This is a genomic window from Halobacillus massiliensis (assembly GCF_900166625.1).
GTDB lineage: Bacteria > Bacillota > Bacilli > Bacillales > Halobacillaceae > Halobacillus_A > Halobacillus_A massiliensis.
Window position 1 is genome coordinate 3,640,593 of record NZ_LT800499.1, and the last position, 16,628, is coordinate 3,657,220.

13 protein-coding genes and 1 riboswitch are annotated in these 16,628 nt (G+C 40.1%); of the genes, 6 read left to right on the plus strand and 7 right to left on the minus strand.

What is annotated here, in order from left to right; all coding sequences use genetic code 11:
- Window positions 1-45: 45 nt before the first annotated feature.
- The 3 genes from B7E06_RS18045 to B7E06_RS18055 all read right to left on the minus strand — a co-directional run bounded on the left by B7E06_RS18045 (window position 46) and on the right by B7E06_RS18055 (window position 3,628).
- Window positions 46-1,038, minus strand: coding sequence for an ABC transporter permease subunit (locus B7E06_RS18045; RefSeq protein WP_082235324.1), 993 nt, complete (start codon window positions 1,036-1,038; stop codon window positions 46-48).
- Window position 1,039: 1 nt separating this feature from the next.
- Window positions 1,040-2,590: a sugar ABC transporter ATP-binding protein gene (locus B7E06_RS18050; RefSeq protein ID WP_342743656.1), complete on the minus strand. Its 1,551-nt coding sequence runs from the start codon at window positions 2,588-2,590 to the stop codon at window positions 1,040-1,042.
- A gap of 78 nt (window positions 2,591-2,668) precedes the next feature.
- The gene (locus B7E06_RS18055; protein WP_143414521.1) at window positions 2,669-3,628 is read right to left on the minus strand and encodes a substrate-binding domain-containing protein; all 960 of its coding nucleotides are present in this window, start codon (window positions 3,626-3,628) and stop codon (window positions 2,669-2,671) included.
- A 450-nt stretch (window positions 3,629-4,078) separates the two neighbouring features.
- On the opposite strand from B7E06_RS18055, the gene B7E06_RS18060 reads away from it, so the two are divergent.
- Window positions 4,079-4,849, plus strand: a complete 771-nt coding sequence (locus tag B7E06_RS18060) for a DeoR/GlpR family DNA-binding transcription regulator (RefSeq protein ID WP_082235325.1) — start codon at window positions 4,079-4,081, stop codon at window positions 4,847-4,849.
- 41 nt (window positions 4,850-4,890) lie between these two features.
- On the opposite strand, the gene B7E06_RS18065 is transcribed toward B7E06_RS18060, so the two are convergent.
- From B7E06_RS18065 to mmuP, 3 genes are read right to left on the minus strand one after another with little or no spacing between them, the layout of a single operon-like run.
- Complete coding sequence (locus tag B7E06_RS18065) at window positions 4,891-5,229, minus strand: avidin-fold protein (RefSeq protein ID WP_179134089.1); 339 nt, start codon at window positions 5,227-5,229, stop codon at window positions 4,891-4,893.
- A gap of 6 nt (window positions 5,230-5,235) precedes the next feature.
- On the minus strand, window positions 5,236-6,189 hold the full coding sequence (mmuM, locus tag B7E06_RS18070) for a homocysteine S-methyltransferase (RefSeq protein WP_082235326.1): 954 nt from the start codon (window positions 6,187-6,189) through the stop codon (window positions 5,236-5,238).
- Window positions 6,152-7,567: an S-methylmethionine permease gene (gene mmuP / locus B7E06_RS18075; RefSeq protein ID WP_082235327.1), complete on the minus strand. Its 1,416-nt coding sequence runs from the start codon at window positions 7,565-7,567 to the stop codon at window positions 6,152-6,154. Before mmuP ends, mmuM begins: the two co-directional genes overlap by 38 nt.
- A gap of 129 nt (window positions 7,568-7,696) precedes the next feature.
- A riboswitch (SAM riboswitch) is annotated at window positions 7,697-7,799 on the minus strand.
- A 359-nt stretch (window positions 7,800-8,158) separates the two neighbouring features.
- Here mmuP and B7E06_RS18080 point away from each other — a divergent pair.
- The 5 genes from B7E06_RS18080 (at window position 8,159) to B7E06_RS18100 (ending at window position 15,650) form a co-directional block, all read left to right on the plus strand.
- Window positions 8,159-9,934: a cache domain-containing sensor histidine kinase gene (locus B7E06_RS18080; RefSeq protein WP_082235328.1), complete on the plus strand. Its 1,776-nt coding sequence runs from the start codon at window positions 8,159-8,161 to the stop codon at window positions 9,932-9,934.
- The gene (locus B7E06_RS18085) at window positions 9,931-11,100 is read left to right on the plus strand and encodes a response regulator transcription factor (RefSeq protein ID WP_082235329.1); all 1,170 of its coding nucleotides are present in this window, start codon (window positions 9,931-9,933) and stop codon (window positions 11,098-11,100) included. The genes B7E06_RS18080 and B7E06_RS18085 overlap by 4 nt, the downstream gene beginning before the upstream one ends.
- A gap of 4 nt (window positions 11,101-11,104) precedes the next feature.
- The gene (locus B7E06_RS18090) at window positions 11,105-12,367 is read left to right on the plus strand and encodes an ABC transporter substrate-binding protein (RefSeq protein WP_082235330.1); all 1,263 of its coding nucleotides are present in this window, start codon (window positions 11,105-11,107) and stop codon (window positions 12,365-12,367) included.
- 183 nt (window positions 12,368-12,550) lie between these two features.
- Window positions 12,551-14,011 (plus strand): glycoside hydrolase family 68 protein, encoded by a 1,461-nt coding sequence (locus B7E06_RS18095; RefSeq protein WP_082235331.1) that lies wholly within the window; start codon window positions 12,551-12,553, stop codon window positions 14,009-14,011.
- 64 nt (window positions 14,012-14,075) lie between these two features.
- Window positions 14,076-15,650, plus strand: a complete 1,575-nt coding sequence (locus tag B7E06_RS18100) for a glycoside hydrolase family 32 protein (RefSeq protein WP_082235332.1) — start codon at window positions 14,076-14,078, stop codon at window positions 15,648-15,650.
- 89 nt (window positions 15,651-15,739) lie between these two features.
- Here the strand turns inward: B7E06_RS18100 and B7E06_RS18105 are convergent, their stop codons facing one another.
- A complete protein-coding gene (locus B7E06_RS18105) occupies window positions 15,740-16,399 on the minus strand; it encodes a hypothetical protein (protein ID WP_082235333.1) in 660 nt (219 codons plus the stop codon).
- Window positions 16,400-16,628 lie beyond the last annotated feature (229 nt).

Sequence of the window (16,628 nt, forward strand, 5' to 3'; positions counted from 1 at the left end):
CATCCACCCTTCATCCAAATCGTAATCCCTCTTTTCTATAGTTTTTTAAGATCTCAGCCGATCAATTAAAACAGCTGTAATTATAACTCCTCCTTTTACAACTAACTGCCAATAATAACTGACATCCATTAGCGTAAGTCCATTTGTAATTACTCCCATAATCAGTACCCCAATGATGGTTCCTTGGATTTTACCGACCCCTCCGGTCAATTTTGATCCCCCGAGTATAACGGCAGCAATAGCATCCAGTTCATACATATTCCCCGCAGTCGGCTGACCTGAATACAGACGGCCCGCAAGGATAACACCTCCTAAACCGGCAAGCAGACCGCTAATGGAATAAACATTGATGAGCGTTTTTTTCACTTTAATCCCTGTCAGCCTTGCCGCTTCTTCATTCCCGCCAATGGCATAAACATGGCGGCCAAACATTGTATACTTTAAAACATAGAACATGATGATATAAACGAAGGCCATTACATAAATAGGGATAGGAATTGATAAAAATGAACCAGAACCTATAAATCGGAAGGTATTTGATTCCAGAACGACAGGGTACCCCCCGCTTGTTACATAAGCAAGACCTCTTACATAAGTCATACTGGCAAGCGTAACTATAAAAGCCGGAAGCCCAATTTTTGCAGTAAACACTCCATTAATGAAGCCAACGAGATATCCGGCTCCTATACCAGTCAGCATGGCTAATATTGGATTTAATCCTGCCTGTGAAGCCATAACCGATACAACACCGGAAAGAGCTACAATGGAACCTACTGATAAATCAATCCCGCCGGTTAAAATCACTATCGTCATGCCGGCAGCTAAGATTGCAGTGACAGACACCTGTTTTAAAATATTGGTGAGGTTGGCGGAGTCTAAGAAATTCGGGGCCATTATGCTCATCACAATACAAAGCAAAATCAAGATAAGAATCATACCTAGCTGATTCCATAGTACGGATACATGATGAGCTAGTTTAAATCCCGTTTGTGCAGGTGGCTGGGCCGGCTGCTGATTAGGTGATACAGTCGATCTCATTTTATTTCCCTCCCGTAGCGTAGTACATAATTTTTTCTTGTGTTGCCTCCCGCTTCTGAAGCTCACCTGCTATGCGTCCTTCATGCATAACAAGAATCCGATCGCTTACTCCAATGACTTCAGGGAGTTCAGAGGAAATCATTAAAACAGCCAGACCCTCATCGGCAAGCTGAGAAATAATTTTATGGATTTCGGTTTTTGCTCCGATATCAACTCCGCGTGTAGGTTCATCAAGCAGCAGGATTTTAGGTTTTGTCGACAGCCACCTGGCAATGACTGCCTTCTGCTGATTTCCGCCGCTTAATCCTGAAATTGGCTGTTCTGAAGAAGCAGTCTTGATATTCAGGCTGTCGATATATTGCTCTGCTGCCAGATTTAAAGAGCCCCAGCTGATTCGCATGTTCTTTCTGTGCCTTTTCAATTCGGCCATCATAATATTTTCCTTTACTGACATATCAAGAAATAGCCCCTGTTCTTTACGGCTTTCCGGAACAAGAGCAACTCCGTGCTGGATCGCATCAATAGGTGAATGGATCTGAACAAACTCCCCATCTATCTTCACTTCACCTTTCTGAATTTCAGAAAGTCCGAAAATTGTCCGAACCAGCTCTGTACGTCCCGCTCCCACTAGTCCTGCAAAACCGACGATCTCCCCAGGGTGGATTTTGAAAGAAATATCTTTTACAAAAGCAGCATCACTTAAATTCTTTACCTCTAAGGAAGGTTTAATTTTCGTTTCATTTGCCGTGTAGCTGCTCTGTGAACGTTGAAATAAATCTTTTAAATCGCGCCCAACCATAAGGCTCACTAATTGTTCTGGAGTGGTTTCATAAATAGGACCGCTTTGAATCCATTTACCATCGCGAAGCACCGTGTAACGATCTGATATCTTGAAGATTTCCTCCATACGGTGGGAAATATAGACAATCGCCACACCCTGCTTTCTCAAGTCTTTTATAATAGAAAATAAACGATCAATCTCTCTATCTGTCAATGAAGCAGTCGGCTCATCCATAATTAAAACTTCAGCTTTGCAGGAAAGAGCTCGTGCGATTTCTACCATCTGCTGCTGGGCGACACTTAGAGTTGAGACAAGTGATTCAGGCTTTAAATCAGAGCCCATTGAAGCCAGCACTTCCCCCGCCCGTTTATGTACTTCTTCCCAGCGCACCATTCCCAGTTTATTACGCGGATATTTTGTTCCCATTAAAATATTTTCACTGATAGTCAGATTGGGAGACAAATTGAGTTCTTGATGAATGACCCCTATCCCCATCTTTCTGGCAGTCAGCGGATCATTCCAAGTTACCTGCTGATTTTTATAAGTAATCATCCCACTGGTTTCATCAGGGGTATAAACACCAGATAAAATTTTCATTAAGGTGGATTTCCCGGCTCCATTCTCCCCCATTAATGCATGAACTTCTCCAGAGTAAAGTTCCATATTTACGTTCTTTAGAACTGTAGTACCTGAAAACGTTTTATGAATTCCTTTCATCTTTAAAAGAGGATGAAGCAATTCTTGATGCATCTTAACTTTTTCTTGTATCACCAAAGGATTTCCCTCCTTGCTTAGAGTCTAATGACGGCCCTTGCTGCTACAGACAAGGACCGTTCATGGCAAGAAAAACTACCAGCCTTTATAGGAAGCTACGTTATCTTCTGTTACCAAATCAACGGGGATCTTGGTTACTTCTTCAATGGATTCACCGTCTAAAACCTGAATGCCAACATCGATAGCTTTCATCACCATTTCATCAGGATGCTGGGCGGATGTACCTGCAATGGAACTTCCCTCTTTCTTCATTGCCTCAATAACATCCGGAGATCCATCAACCCCAATAATATAAAACTCATCCTGGCGCCCAGCCTGCTGCTGGGCGATCTCTGCACCAATAGCAACAGGGTCATTATTGGCAAAAACAGCATCTATCTTTCCTGGCTCATTTGCCTGTAGAATACTTTCCATTACCTGTAAACCTTTTTCACGGTTCCCTTCTCCATTCTGCTTGGCAATTACTTTAATCTCCGTTCCTTTAATCGTATCTTCAAACCCAGCAATCCTGTCCTTTACAGCAGTTACAGGAGGTCCATCGATGACTACGACATTTCCTTTTCCTCCAAGATCCTCTATCATATACTCAGCTGCCAAAACACCTGCCTGGTAGTTGTCGGATGTAACAGTTCCTTCAATTCCACCATCAGCACCAACATCAACCGAAACAACAGGGATACCAGCTGCATCTGCCTGAGCTACCGCTCCTGCAATCCCTTCAGAGTCCACAGCGTTCAGTAAAATGAGGTCTACACCTTGAGTAATAAAATCCTCAATCTGTGAGGTTTGTTTAGCTAAATCTGCATCTGCCGCCTGAACCACAATCTCTGCCCCAATTTCATCGGCATAATCTTCAGCTGCTTCACTCATCGAAACAAAGAAGGGATTTGCCAGATTATTAAGAGTAAGACCGATTTTAACTCCACCCTTATTGTTATCGCTTTCATTTTCCTCCCCAGAAGTTTCATTACTTGCACATCCCGCCATAATAAACAAAAGAAGAATACCAATACACCACATTTTCACACTTTTCACTTGTCCTTCCTCCTTTAGTTATAAATTTTAATCATTAATGAATGCGCTTTCATAATTGAGTGTTAATCTCCCCCTTTTCATTACGCATATATCATGCAGATGAAAGTATTAATTATGAATATTGCGTAATTTTTCCCAAGATTGGTTATGATTGTTTTTGCTTATTAATGATCATAAATGCGCATACATAAATTGTCAATAAGTTTTCTAAAAATTGAAAATTTATATTAATACCTAATTACAAAGCTCAAATAAGTTTTAATCAGCTTATTTCTTATTCGGTGATTTAATTTTTTATGACTATTTATGATTGTTTCTTTATAAACAATCGAAACTGCACTAAAACTGAGCATAAAATGCAGCTACCATATAAGTTATCATTTTTCTTTTGATATCAAGACTAGTTTATAATGGGATAAGGAAACGCTTACGAAAGGAGAATAGCTCAATATGTTTATGGAAGAACGCAAGGCTCAGATTCTCGAATATCTGCGTCATTTATCAAGGGCTTCCGTCCATGATTTAAGCCAGCAGTTTAATGTATCTGAATCAACGATTAGAAGAGATCTTAAAGAGCTTGAGGAGACAGATAATATAAAAAGAACCCACGGGGGAGCCATCCTTCTGCAGCCTGTCAGTTTTGAAGCATCTATTGGAGACAGGCAAAAGGGGTACATAGCAGAAAAGCAGGCGATTGCCAGGAAAGCTGTCGAGTTTATCAATCCGGGAGATGCGATACTTCTCGATTCTGGGACAACTACCTATGAGCTTGTAAAAGAGCTGAAATCATTTACTAACCTATCAATCGTGACAAACTCTATCATTATAATGCAGGAGCTTGCAGACCTTCCCGGACTGGAGGTCATGCTGTTGGGCGGAATTTTACGTAGGGAGACTTCAGCCCTTGTAGGCCCCTTTGCTGAACAATCTCTCAATATGATCCGAATCGATAAATCATTCATAGGTACAAACGGGATAGACGTAAAAGAAGGAATTATTACGACTCCCAACCTTACAGAAGCCCGCATAAAGCGAATGATGATTACGAACTCTCGCCAAACCATTCTGCTGACAGATCATAGTAAGATTGGTAAATTAAACTTTGCCAAGGTTGCGGACTTATCAGAAATTGATATGTGCATCGTAGATGAACATGTTCCCTCCGAATTCGAAAAAGACATGCAAAGATATAATGTGAACTTACATATGGTTAATCCGTAAAAAAAGAGAGGACCCTTTAAAAGGATCCTCTCTTTCTCTATTTAAACTTCTTTAATTATTGACTCGCCTTCTGTCTGCTCTTCGTCAAGCCACTGCCATCTTTCGTGAAGTTCAATACTACCGTCATTCTTAATGACAGGAGTAGAGATGCATTTACCGCCTCTTATTTCATTGGAAGTGTTGATATGGTTATAACGAAACTCTAATGTATTATCTTCTTTTACTATACCAATCAACTTTCCTTTGACGATCTCTCCCCCTTCATAATCGGCATATAGAATTTGCCCCTCCTGAAAGTAATGAAAATAAGTTTTCGAGGAAACTTCTCCATTTTGCGTATTTTGTACAGAAATGAACTTTCGATTATGGTAATTAATCATCCTGTCTCAACCTCTCCATTTTCTATAAAGGGATTCAATATGCTCCGGTGATGTCCGGCAGCACCCGCCTATGATGCGTGCACCGTTTTTAAACCAGACTTCTGATTGAGTCTCGAATGAACCATCCGTACTTCCACACCATGTTTTAGTTTCAGGGTTATACCTTTCCCCGGAGTTTGGATATACAATTATCGGTTTGTTTGTGTATTTATAAAATTCCTCAACAGCTGCTGAAGCATCTGATATAGGGGCACAGTTCACTCCAATGGCAGCGACTTGTTGACGGTTATGTACGGCAGACGCACATTCCTGGAGACTTGCCCCATCACTTATAGACTTTCCATCTTTCAGAGTAAAAGACAGCCAGGCTGACGTTTCCGGGAACTCTTCCAGTAAAGAAATAAGTACCTTCGCTTCCTGAAGAGACGGGATCGTTTCCAATGCTAATAGATCAGCTCCTGCTTCAATCAATGCTTCCAATCTGGGACGGTGAAATTTTTTCAGTTCCACATCTGAAATCTTATAGTTTCCTTTATATTCTGATCCATCAGCAAGATAAGCACCATAAGGCCCGACGGAAGCTGCAACTAACGGCTTAGGACGGTTTGTTTTTTTTATTTCCTTCCAGACTTCATCTCTGGCGCCCCTGGCTAATAACACTGTCTTTTTTATTAGTTCAATGGCTTTCTCTTTTCTTATCCCTCGCTGTGCAAAACCTTCAATTGTCGCCTGATAACTTGACGTAATGGCCACATCAGCTCCCTTTCGGAAGTAATCTGCATGAATTTTGGCTATGGCATCTGGATTTTCCATCAGGACACGAGCAGACCAAAGCGGGTCATCCAAATCGAATCCCTGTTTTTCTAACTCCGTGGCCAGGGCCCCATCAAGTATAATAGGCGAAAACTTCTTTAAAATTGAATCAATAGGATTGAATTTTTGATTCGTATGTTTCGGCATGATTGGTTCCTCTTTTCTTATATTGTCCTAAATAGTAACTCCCGTAGCAGAATAGGATAAATGGAATTCCACAATAAAGAGCAATTCGCTGGGTAGGATCGAAAGCTATTCCAATACAGGCGGTAAGGCAAAGGATAAAAGAAGCAATCGGTACTAAAGGATAAAACGGTGTACGATAGGCCAAGTCTTCCAGCTTGTTTCCTTCTTTTAAATATTGCCTGCGAAATGTAAACTGAGCGGCGCTGATGCTCATCCAAACAACTACAACAGCAAGACCCGAAATAGATACAAGTACAATGTAGACGGTGCCTGGAGCAATAATGCTTGAAAGCAAAGCAAGCCCTCCGCCTAGCATACTGAATAGAATAGCGTTTAAAGGAATACCTCGTTTAGTTAACCTTGCAAAACGCGGTGAAATTGTTTGTTTATCGGCGAGCGACCACAACATTCGCGATGATGCATAAAGCCCGGAATTAGCTGCTGATAGAATAGCAGTGATAATAACAAAATTCATAATATCAGCGGAATATGGAATCCCAATATTCGTAAGCACTACAACAAAGGGACTTTCAATTACTCCAGCCTCCTTCGTTGGAAGCAATGCAGACAAGACAATAATGGTCCCTACAAAAAACACCACTAACCTGATTAAAGTAGTCCGAATAGCCTTAGGAATTGTTTTTTCCGGCTCTGCGGTTTCTCCTGCGGCAATTCCAATGAGCTCTGTTCCCGAAAAGGCAAAGTTTACCGCAAGCATAGTCATGAGAATAGCGAACGCACCATTTGGAAACAGGCCTGCACTCGTAAAGTTTGATAATAATGGCGCAGTTTCAGAATTATTTAATGGAACTAACCCCATTATTGCGGCAGCCCCTAATAATATAAAAAGAATAATAGCTAATACCTTGATTGAAGAAAACCAAAATTCAGACTCCGCAAAAAACTTCACAGTAAACGCATTAAGCAGAAAAATTAGTCCGGCAAATAAAGCACTCCAAATCCAAACACTGACTGTTGGAAACCACTTCTGCATCATTAAACCAGCTGCTGTAAATTCCGAGCCCAGTGCAACTGTCCAGGTGAGCCAGTAAAGCCAGGCAATCGTATAGCCTGTACCTGGACCAATATATTTAGCTGCATAGCTGTGGAAAGCGCCGGTTTCCGGCATATGTACAGAGAGTTCTCCCAAGCAGAGCATTACTAAATAAACAACCAATGCACCGATTAAATACGCAAGCACTGTACCAAAAGGACCCGCTTGTTGAATCGTATAACCGGAACTTAAGAAAAGCCCTGTACCTATAACACCTCCGAGAGATAACATCACCAGATGCCGTGTTTTCATTTCCCTTTTAAAGCTTTGACTTTGTAAATTCATAACAGTACTCTCCTATTGCTTTTAAAATGATTAACAAAAACTAAGACTGCTTTCCTCCTTTTCTCGAAAACTCACGAAACCACAAAAAAACGCACTCTAAACGAGTGCGTTTCCGACAAATAAAAGAAGCTCTTATCTATCAGGCTGATCACCCGCTGGAATTAGCACAGTGTCTTATAGACCTGCTGCTGAGGTTTCTGCGGGCCAGTCCCTCCACCTCTCTGGATAAGAATATTCACATTTTTTCCAACTCTATCAATCTATGAATTGATAGTCAAGCGGATAATTTCTTACTTTAACTTAATTGAATAAGACTTCCCTCTATTTATCTTTATTTTTTTCTAGTCTATTTGTTTCATTTTTCTAATTTATGTATGACGCTTTCATTTTTTGCGAGCGTTTTCAAAAGCAGACAATTACAAGGTATAGCTATACTCTCCCCGTTTCCGCTCACTCGATGGAGCAATTGACGCATCGCTTCCATTTGTTATAGTTTAGGGGATTACAGAGCAGACGGAATTTTTTTTAGAACTCGCCATATTTAAGTTTTTTAGTAAATCGGATTCTTTTTAACCGAAAGGGGCGCATAAGGTGAAAAGCATTCAAAGCCGCTTACTGTTAATGCTGCTTATGTTTATCATACTCCCCTATTTTTTATCTGTTTTTTTAATTTACAGCTATACGAAAAATAGTGTGGAACAGCATGAAATTGAGAACAGCCGAGAACAGCTTAAGGAAAGCTCAGATGAACTTGAGCAATATTTCAGTGAAATGGTTAGGCTTCCATATACTCTTTACCGTGATCCAGAACTATTTAAAATATTTACTGGCGAAAAAGTTAACTCAGCTTACCTGGAAAACAGCATGGAAAAATACTTTTTAATGCGAAGTGAAATTAGACAGGTCCGCCTTTACTTAAAGAAGAGCAGCGAATCGGTTGCTGTATATAATGGAATGGTCAGTGCACGAAAGTCAAAGCCTGGCTTTATGGAACAGGAAGATGATCTACAACAGCTTTATCATTCAAATGACATGTTTATGGTAGAAGCTCCCCATGAAATGGAAAACTACAATAACAGCGCGATTGTGCCGACATCTGACCATTTAATGGTCTTAACCATTCATCATAAAATCATAGATGTACCTTCTAACGAATTCCTTGGAATACTCACAACAGATATTGATCTTGACGCTTATGCTCAAATTATTGATGAACTGGTAAATCAAAATGAGGAAACCGTTCTGTTAACTAACGAGAAGAATCAAATAGTTTATGCAAATGATAAGGAGCTTATTGGTCAGCCCATTCCTTCTTTCATTCAAAAGCAGGTGGACGGAGGTAATGCCCAATCAGCAGATGATGATATTGTACTTTCCAAACCGCTTTCCGGCCCTCTTGAAGATTGGAAGTTAGTCAAAATGACACCAAGTGAGGTCTTGTTTGAAGATATTCGAAAAACTACCTTTACTAGTATACTGCTCGGAATGGTTGTTGGCATACTAGGAGTGATTATGATCAGCATGATTACTTATAAGATAACTTCTCCGATCAAGCGGCTGACCCAGAAAGTACGTACGGTAGAAGGCGGAGATATGAATGTTCCTTTTGATGAAAGCAGAAACGATGAAATCGGTTATTTGGAAAAACAAATGAAGGAAATGATTGATCGAATCAACACTCATATTGACCGTGAGTATAAACTTGAAATAGAAAATAAAGAAAACCAGTTTCGCGCATTAAAATCCCAAGTAAATCCGCACTTTTTATTTAATGCCCTGCAATCCATTGGTGCAGTTGCCTTACGCTCTAAAGCTCCGGACATTTACCAGCTTGTAACATCACTTTCAAAAATGATGCGTTATTCAATGAATGCTGATCAATGGGTTTCGCTACAGGAGGAAGTCGACTATATCGAAGCTTACCTCATCTTACAAAAAGAGCGTTTTCGGAACCATATACATTATTCGATTGATATCAGTGAGACCATTAAACAGAAAATAATACCAAGCATGATTTTACAGCCGCTCGTTGAAAACTTCTTTAAGCATAGCTATGAAGAAGGATACCGTAATGCCCATTTAACCATACGAGGAGAAATTAAAGGGGATTATTTACACCTGACAGCTGCTAATGACGGAGCCAGCATAACCGATCAGGAGCTGAATGAGTTAAGGAAGAGACTTTATGCGGCTCCCGGCTCTTCTCCGAAAAAGCACATTGGCTTAAAAAATATACATGACCGACTAATACTTAATTTTGGCAGGAATGCCAGACTATCAGTCGATCATATTCAAAGAAAAGGTTTTCTAGTTAAAATTATAATTCCAATAGAGACGAGACCAGGTCTCAAAGGAGGAATTTCATGAAGGCTTTAATCGTTGATGACGAAGTAAATGTACGTGATGTCCTCCGCTATTTAGGACAATGGGAAAAGCATGGCATTACTGAGATTTTCGAAGCAGACAATGGGAAAGAAGCCCAGAAAATTATTAATGAAGTAAAGCCCGAGCTGATTTTTACGGATATTAAAATGCCGGAAATGAGTGGTATGGAATTCATTGAGTGGCTGGATTCAAAGAATTATGTAGGAAAAGTAATTTTTATTACCGGCTATAATGATTATTCACTTATGCGCCAGGCCATAAAGTACAGCAGCTTCGACTATCTTTTAAAACCAATTGAGCCGGAATTTTTCAATAAGACATTAGCTGAAGCAGTAGAAAGCTGGAAAACAGATCAAAAATCTCCTAACTTCAATGAATCAATTGAAGAAGATTTTAAGAAACTGAGAATCGATCAAATCATAACATCCGCCTGTATGGGAGAGCCGTTTGAACCTGTTGACATACTCTCCTATCTGCCAGCCTCAGATCAGTACGAACTATCCTTAATATCATTTTATCAGATGCATCATCCCGAGCCATATATTGAGAATTTATCAAAGAGACTCTTTGATCAGAAAATTGGAAATGTATTTTCTCTTAAAAACGGAAGGAATTTATGTCTTGTGATTACTATAACTGGAGAAAGCCTTACAGCGGAACAGTGGATGAGCCAGGAGATTGACTTACCTGTTCGGCTTGTAAGCGGGAGAGCATTCACTTCTTTAAAACAACTCGCACGTCATTATCAAGCTTTACAGACAGCCTTAGACAATAATGATTATCGTTCCATCCACAGACTTAATGAATTAGATGCCGCCCGCCGTAACCAGGATATTGTTGCCTATGTCGATGACTATTACATGGAGGAATTAAGCCTGGAGAAGCTATCGAACTTGTTTTTCTTCAGTCGTGAACACATCTCAAGGAAATTCAAAGAAGAAACAGGACTGCCTTTGTCCAAATATGTGACGAAGCTTAAAATCGATCAGGCAAGGAAATGGCTTAAAGAGACTGAAGAAAGTATCTACTCGATTTCTTTAATGCTCGGTTATCAGGATGAGAAATATTTTTCCAAACTATTTAAAAAAGAAACGGGTACCACGCCTTCTGAATTCAGAGCACAATTCGTCAATGGATCAAAGGAGTGAGAAAGTGATCAAAAAGCTATCAGTCCTATGTTTAGTTGGTACTCTAGGCCTTATCGGATGCCAGAAAACCATTGACATTGATGAGCCGCCGGAAGCCGAGTCATCAGTAACCTTAGAAATTCGGAATCCAAAAGTAGAAATTGCTTCACAGTTTGAAGAAATGGTCCAGGCTTATGAAAAGGAAAACCCGCACGTCAATATAGAGGTTCATACCGTCGGGGGTGCCATGGATGATTTCTCAGATTTAAAAGCACAAATGGCTGCAGGCAATGGACCAGACATTTTCACTAATCCCGGATATGAAAGTGCAAAACTCTGGAAGAATTATTTAGAAGATTTATCTGACCAACCGTGGGTGAATGAAGCTTATGAAGAGTCATTAATCCCTATGAAATTTGAAGATCAACTCTTCGGAATGCCGATGAACCTAGAAGGATATGGTTTCATCTACAATAAAGATTTATTTGAACAGGCAGGTATTGAGTCACTGCCTTCAACACTTAATGATTTAGAAGCAGCTGCAGAAAAGCTGCAGAAGGCTGGTATTACTCCGTTTGCTACGGGCTACTATGAAGAATGGAAGCTGGGGGATCACCTCATGAATATTGCTTTTGCCCAGCAGCAGGACACCGAGTCTTTTATTCAAGGGTTAAATGAAGGTACATCCTCTATTACCCGAAACCAAAAATTTGAAGAACTTCTTAACTTACTTGATGTCACTTTAAAATATGGAAGTAAAGATCCCCTCGCAATGGACTACCAGATGGAAGTCCAAACATTTGCTGCGGGGGAGGCAGCTATGATTCTTCAAGGAAACTGGATTCAGCCAATGATAGATGAGCGCTCTCCTAATTTGAATATCGGAATAATGCCCATTCCAATTACGAATCAAACATCGAATAGTTCTTTAATTGTCAACACACCGAATTATTGGGTGGTGAATAAACAAACAACTTCTACAAAGAAAAAAGAAGCCAAGAGATTTTTAAACTGGATGGTTTCAACTGAGCAGGGACAGCGCTATATGACAAAACATCTTAAGTTTATTCCTGCCTTCCCCACCATAGCAAACAATCAATCGGGTCCACTGGCGGAGCAGACTCTAACCTATTATAAACAAGGACGGACAATGTCCTCTAACTGGTTTGATTTTCCTGTAGGTGTTCGTCAGGAATTTGGCTCATCCACACAGCAGTATATTAAAAAGGAACTTACCCGTGATCAATTACTTCAAAACTATCAAAAGTCCTGGGAAGAGGCTAAATAGGCCTTTGACTGGGACTTTTTTCTCTTTAAAATAGATACATTTTGGAAACCATTTTCCTATATATCAAAATAGGACGAAATATGAATCAATATCCTCCATATTCAATACTAAGCTTCCTCCCCTATAATTTAAATTGTCTTAATAAGGAATGGCCATTCCATAACAAATACTGGAGGAGAAACAATGAACTTTAAAAGACTGGCTAAAACAGCAACATTGATAACGCTTGGGACTGCCATTTTGGCAGGTGACGGCTTAAGTGCTCATGCAGCACCTAAGGATCATAAAGAGGATTACGGCATTTCTCATATTACTCGTTCTGATATGAAAGATATGATTAAACAGCACGGTGACACAGATTTTACAGTACCTCAATTTGATGCAGCTGGAATCGAAAACATCCCTGCAGCTGTTAAAAAAGATGAGAATGGAAATGAGATAAAAATGGACGTATGGGATACCTGGCCACTCCAGAACGCAGATGGAACAGTAGCAGAATATAAAGGCTACCATATTCTGTTTGGATTAGCAGGAGATCCTAAAAACCCTAATGACACTTTTATTTATTTGTTCTATAAGGAAGCTGACGAAAAGTCAATCGATGACTGGAAACTGGCCGGACGTGTATTCGATGATGAAGATAAATATAAAGCCAACGATAAATACTTAAAAGATCAATCTGAAGAATGGTCGGGTTCCGCAACCCTTACATCCGATAAAGAAGTTCGCTTATTCTATACAAACCGGACTGAATTTAATGAAGACAAAGAGCTTTTTGGTAAACAAACACTGACAACCGCACAAGTTAATGTTTCTGAGCCAAAAGACGGAACGTTGAAAGTAGACGGAGTTGAAGATCATAAATCTATTTTTGAAGGCGGAGATGGTTCTGTCTATCAAAACGTTAACCAGGCTTTTGGAAACGGAGAGATCAACTGGAAGGAAAATCATACATTCAGAGACCCTCATTACATTGAAGAAGACGGCAAAAAATACTTAGTATTTGAAGCGAATACGGGAACTGAATTTGGATACTCCGGTGAAGACTCCCTTTACAATCAGGCATACTACAGCAATAGCAAAAAGTTCTTCAAAGATGAAAAAGCTAAGCTTTTAAACAGTGATAAGAAAGAATATGCTGAGCTTGCAAATGGAGCGATTGGTATCATCGAAATCAATGATGACTATACTCTTAAAAAAGTGATGGATCCTCTCCTTGCATCTAATACGGTTACGGATGAAATTGAGCGTCCAAACATCTTTAAAAAGGACGGTAAATGGTACCTATTCACTAGCGCCCGTGGATCCAAGATGACAATTGACGGTATTGATGATGAAGATATTTATATGCTTGGTTACGTGTCAAATTCCTTAACTGGCGAGTTTAAGCCAATGAACAAGACAGGAATCGTTCTGCACCATGACCTTGATCCATATGATGTAACTTGGAACTATGCCCACTATGTAATTCCTCAGGAAGGCAGCGATGAGGCTGTAGTTACAAGCTACATGACAAACAGAGGGTATTTTGATGATCATAAGTCTACATTTGCCCCAAGCTTTAAGCTTGAGCTGAACAATAAAAAATCTTCTGTTGTAGAAGACAGCATCCTGGAGCAAGGCCAGATTGTTGACGAAAAATAAAACATAAAGAGAAAATGCCGGTCTGGCATTTTCTTTTTCATTATTTAAAAGTGGTGAATCTTCTATGAGTAATACAGCTAAGAAGTGGGGATCAGTCTTTCTTCTATTCTTCAGTCTATTTATCCTATATACTATTTTCTCAGACCACACGGACGATAAAGAGGAAGAGCCTAAAGAAGAAGAATCCTATCGGGCAGATTACCATTTCACAACGCCTGAACACTGGAAAAATGACCCGCAGAAACCGATCTATTTAGATGGAAAGTATCACTATTACTATCTTTATAATGGAGACTATCCAGACGGAAACGGAACTGAATGGCGCCATGCGACTTCCAAGGACCTCTTACACTGGAAAGATAAAGGAATTGCTATACCTAAGTACACAAATGAAAACGGTGATCCATGGTCAGGCTCTGTCGTTGTAGATCACAATAACACAGCAGGCTTTGGAAAAGATGCCGTGATCGCCATTGTCACCCAGCCATCCTCTGACGGTCAGCAGGAGCAATACCTTTGGTACAGTACAGATAAAGGACAAACTTTTTCCTCTTACAGTGACGAGCCGATTATGAGCAACCCGGGTGTTGATGACTTTAGAGATCCTAAAATTATTTGGGACGAAAACTCCAATAAATGGGTAATGCTAATGGCTGAAGGAACGAAGATTGGTTTTTATGAATCTGAAAACCTAAAAGACTGGGAGTATACTAGTGAATTTCAGACGGAAGGAATTGGACTTCTGGAATGTCCAGATCTATATATGATGCGGGCAGACGACGGATCGCTGAAGTGGATCCTTGGAGCGAGTGCCAACGGAAAATCAACCGGAAAGCCAAACACCTATGCGTACTGGACTGGAGAGTATAATGGAAAAGAATTTATTGCAGACGAAGAGGAGCCTCAATGGCTCGATTATGGATTTGACTGGTATGGCGGTGTGACCTTCCCGGATGGTGAAGCAGAAGATAAGCTTAGCAAACGGTATGCCATTGCCTGGATGAATAATTGGGATTATGCAGACAACACCCCTACAATGGACGAAGGATTTAATGGGGTGGATTCGATTGTCCGTACAATAGAATTACAGAAGCAAGAAAACGATTCATATTCCCTCCTCTCACAGCCAGTCGACACACTAAATGAACTCACGAAGTCAGAGGACTTTTATGAAAAAATTGAAGTAGACAGCAAAAAAACGTTAGAGGCTCAGGGTACATCCTATCAGTTTGAAGCTGATATCTCATGGGAAGAGGCTAAGAACATAGGTATACGAGTTCGTGAATCAGAAGATCAGTCTCGAAGCTTAGTTACAGGCATTACTTCTGAAGGCGGCTACTCTTACGTTAATCGTGAAGAAACCGGTCAACCTGACGACAACGGAGAATGGATAGAAAGCCGTGCTCCTTTTGACAGCAGTCAGAAGAAGGTTCATTTAAAAGTTTTAGTAGATAAAACAAGTATTGAAGTATTTATTAATGATGGAAGAGTGACACACACAAATCGAGTCTTTCCCCCATTAGAAGACGAAGGAATAACCCTTTTTTCTGAAGGTGGTTCCGCTGTATTTGAAAATGTGAAGATTAAGCACTATCGATCCATTCATGATGAGAAAACTACCGAAGAGGCTCCCTTTTAAAAGGGGGGCCTCTTTAATAATTTCTCTAAAGAACATAAACCGGATTCCCGAGTGAATAGAACTCTTTTCTCCGCTACTCCTGTGCTGAACTATATCTCTTGAAGGAGCTGCAGTGTCGCAGGGCCGGCTGATAGACAAAAATCAATCTCACTTTTTGATACTTTCTCTGCAAGAGCTACTTTATTTGTAATGCCCTCCATCACTTTCATTCCGCGATTTACCTCACTGCCGATCAGTCTTTTTTGTAAAAGCAGATCAGCCATTTCAGAAATAGGGATATTAGCAGTTTCAAGGTTTAAAGTAGATGAGGCGATACGCTTTAGCTCTTTCTCCAGCAAATACCGTATTTCCAACAGACTTGCTATCTCTTTATTAATATTATTTACGGTTTTAGCTTTCATAGTTTTTGGAGAGGAAACGATTGATTCCTTCAGCTTTCTGAGGTGTTCATCGCTTAATTCATTTGAAAAGTAAAGGTTGTTGGAATTCGTATTATTAATCAGTAACTTAATTTCATTTAAGCCTGTCTCTATCTGCTCTTCCAGCTCTTTTTTAAATGAAAGACCGAATAGGCTCATTTCTGCAAAAAAGGGCTGGAAGGCAAGGACAATAAACAGAGCGAAAATTAAATAATCGAAGGGCTGTGCATTATCTGAAGCCAGCGAATCGAACCTGAAGATTAAAAGAATCAAAGAATTGATTAATAAGCATCCCCACCAGATCATTTTAAATCTCGGATTCATTTTCACAGGCCTTTCTCCTTTAAAAAACGTTTTAAATACTAATTTCTATATCTTTCAAAATTCCCCTTCTAAAAAAAGACGATCCATTTGAGATCGTCTTCCTAAGCTATCGATTAAGGCAAACGGTACACTTTTCTTCGGTAAGATTCTTCAGGCTAAACTCTTCCGGGATCTCACTCTGTTCTTCTCTCTGAGGGAGTCTTTCCCTGTTATCTGGGAAGTAGGTCCCGTTTAC